Origin of the sequence: Pyrobaculum sp. (genome assembly GCF_049971835.1) — an archaeon.
Lineage (GTDB): Archaea > Thermoproteota > Thermoprotei > Thermoproteales > Thermoproteaceae > Pyrobaculum.
Window position 1 is genome coordinate 1 of the sequence record NZ_JBMFKV010000211.1, and the last position, 2,863, is coordinate 2,863.

Below are 2,863 nucleotides of genomic sequence, written 5' to 3' on the forward strand. Positions count from 1 at the left end.
GTACATGGATGTGGAAATATTGGAGAGGCCTCTTCCGAAGCCCTCCTCCGAGGATTACATATCGGCGCGTCTTCTTGAGGCTTTGGTGGAGGCGGGCCTCGCTCTTGAGTACCTCCGCCGCGGCCTCGTTAGAAACGCCGCCGGCAAGGCCTTCCAGGCGTGGAAGGCGTTTATGGCCGCCTTATTGAGGCTAGAGCTGGATAAGCTGAAGACGCTGGTCAAAGGCGACGAGGAGAGGCGTTGGCTAGAGACGACGGGTGTTTCCCGGGTGCCGACTTCTAGGTTGATGGCTTTGTCTAAAATGCTGAGTGATGTGGGGTACAGCGGGATTTACTTTGTCGCCAACACCGCTCTTAATCTCCACGAGTATCAGTACCACGGCCCCGATCCCGACATGGCGTGGTCCAAGTACCGCACACGGGAGGAAGCCGCAGTGGCTGTGGTGGAGCTGTTGAAGGATGGCGAGTTATACCAAGAGGTCTGTCCAGCGGTGAGGGCTAACCTGCGTAGGTGGATCTTTAAAAACTGCATGGGGCCGCCGCCGGGATTTGAACCTTAACCCGACCTCGCGGGTCGTCGGGTCAACGGGACCACAACCCGCCATCCTAACCGCTAGACTACGGCGGCTCAGTTGGCCCTATCTATCAGTTTATAAATTTTAACCCACAAACCCGGAGCTACGTCTGCCTCCTAGCAACTAGACGGCGCCTGGCGGCTAGGACGCCTGCAGTGGCGACGGCCGCCGCGGCTACGTAGGTAAGCACCTGCGGGGTTGGCTGGGTCTCCGGCTTGGGGGTGGAGCTTCCAGTCTCCGCCACGCGGCGCGCGGCGGTGTGGTTAGGCGTTGCTACCGAGAGCACCAGCCAGTTGCCGCCTGCGACGTAGATATGCCCCTGGCTGTAGACGGCGCCTCTCACCACTGTAGCGTGGCCTTTCACGGCCCTGGCCAGGTCTGTGAATGGGACATAGCTCCTAACTCCCCACCCACCTGGGGGTATGGTGATGAGTTTGAAGTCCTCGGTTGCTAGGTAGAGGACTCCGCCAAGGTAGGCGGCTCCCCTCGCCGTGTCCGCTCCTATCCAAGTCCTCGCCAGCTCGCGGCCCTCTTTGCTGTACTTCACCACGTATCCCGTGCCGTAGACGTAGGCGTTGCCCTCGTCGTCGAAGACCACGCCTGTGGGGGACGTGGATAGATTAGCTCCGAGCGCCTCTACCCTCCTCAGCTCCCCGTCTAGAATTTCGACGGTCCACGGAGCCCCGCTTCTGGCGCCCACCACCCATATCTCCCCCGTGGCCGGGTTCACGCCTATGCCCACGGCTCTGTCCACCTCGCCTAGGCTGGAGGCTGTGTACACAGCGAGGAGAGTCAGGTCGTCTAGGCTCCTCTTCTCGACGCGCCAGCGCGAGTATCTGCCCAAGTACTCGGCGCCGGCCACGTAGATGTACCTCCCGCCCACCGCCACCGCGTAGGGAATGCCCGCCACATCCTCCACCTCCAGCTTCATAAGTGTAAGGTTTGGACCGAACAGCAGGATGGACCACCTGCCGTGGCCATCCCCCACCGCCACCAGCTTTCCCCCCGCCGCGGCGCAGGCCCACAGCTCGCCGGACCCCCCAGGCCAGCTCCACGTCTTAACCAAAGCCCCGTCCGCCTTCCGGAGCATCTCCACGTGCCACATAGGCGTGCTCCCATTAGGCCTCTGCCCCACCGCGGCGTAGCCGACAACGTAGATGTGTTGCCCCGCCTCGCAGAGGGCTAGAGAGGAGCCGTTGGGTAGAGGAGGCTGGTACGTCCACTCCACCTCTGCGCCGGCCAGCGCCAGGACGGCCGCCGCAAGCAACGCCGCGCCCACTCTAAAAATCCCCATGACCCCTCAACCGAGTTTAAATATAGAGCTATGTCTTGTCTAGGATGTAGAAGGTTTTGCCTCTTTTGACGATTCCGGCGGCGAGTCCGACTAGCTCGAGTAGGGAGGCGAGCCAGACGTCTAAGACGTAGCGCCTGGCCTTCAAGCTCCCGTAGAGGTACACCGCGGCGTATACGGCGGAGATTAGCAACGGCGCGCTGGGGCCGTAGAGCCACGTGGAGGGGGCCGCCGTCCAGAGGGCGAAGCCGGCGGCTATAAGGCCTATGTAGGGGGCGTTTCTGTACCTCGCCGCGTCTCTCAAGGCATTGGCCCACCTGGCCCTCTGCCTCACGAAGTCGGCGAGGGAGTTCGGGCTTCTAATCGACACGCGGGTGGCCGACTGGAAGGTCTTGTAGCGCCTCCTCAGCAACTCCATGGCGAAGCGGAAGTCCTCGGTGACGGTGTCCCCCATGGCGGGCCAGATCTCTCTCAACACGTCTCCCCTCACCATGAGGAGCTCGCCGTGCATGCCGAACACGGGCCTCCTCAGCACCTCCAGAGCGAAGCGGTACACCGTCACGTCGTGGAACCACCTAACCCAGTCCAGGGCGTAGGCAAGCGGCGACCTCCCCGGCCTCGGCACCAAGACGCCGTTGCCCGCCACGTAGCCCCTCTCGCCGTAGTAGGCAATGTCGCTGAGGAACCGGGTGTCTAGGGGGTAGCTGTCGTCGTCGAGAAAGACGTACCACACGTCGGGCCTGGCGTAGTTCTTCACAAACCACCTAACCGCGCGGTACTTAGAGCCGTCCTCCTCCGGCGGCACCACCAATACGCTACGCAGGGGGAGGGGCCGCGACGAGACAACCACGTACCTCAGCCCCAGCCTCTCCAGCTGGGCCACCGTCTCCAACAGCGCAGGAAGGACCCGGCCGTCGCCCACCGTGACCACCACGACGAGGTAGTTCTCGACGGGCGGCGCCCGGCGCCCCCTCACCCTCTTCACAGCTCCCAGCGCC

At 63.0% G+C, this 2,863-nt stretch carries 2 protein-coding genes, 1 tRNA gene and 1 pseudogene; 1 reads left to right on the plus strand and 3 read right to left on the minus strand.

Annotated features, from left to right (window positions below; all coding sequences use genetic code 11):
• Positions 1–4: 4 nt before the first annotated feature.
• A pseudogene (locus ACP5J3_RS12505) lies at positions 5–460 on the plus strand (PaREP1 family protein); the annotation flags it as partial.
• A 70-nt stretch (positions 461–530) separates the two neighbouring features.
• Here the strand turns inward: ACP5J3_RS12505 and ACP5J3_RS12510 are convergent.
• The 3 genes from ACP5J3_RS12510 to ACP5J3_RS12520 all read right to left on the minus strand — a co-directional run.
• Positions 531–627, minus strand: a tRNA-His gene (locus ACP5J3_RS12510).
• A gap of 50 nt (positions 628–677) precedes the next feature.
• Entirely contained in the window at positions 678–1,868 is a 1,191-nt protein-coding gene (locus ACP5J3_RS12515; RefSeq protein WP_428495990.1) for a hypothetical protein, read from the minus strand.
• A 28-nt stretch (positions 1,869–1,896) separates the two neighbouring features.
• Positions 1,897–2,863 (minus strand): glycosyltransferase family 2 protein (locus ACP5J3_RS12520; protein ID WP_428495991.1); only part of this gene is annotated, 967 nt, incomplete at its 5' end.

Coding starts and splice junctions, on each gene's coding strand:
- ACP5J3_RS12515 (WP_428495990.1), bottom strand. CDS start 1,868: ATGGGGATTTTTAGAGTGGGCGCGGCGTTGCTTGCGGCGGCCGTCCTG.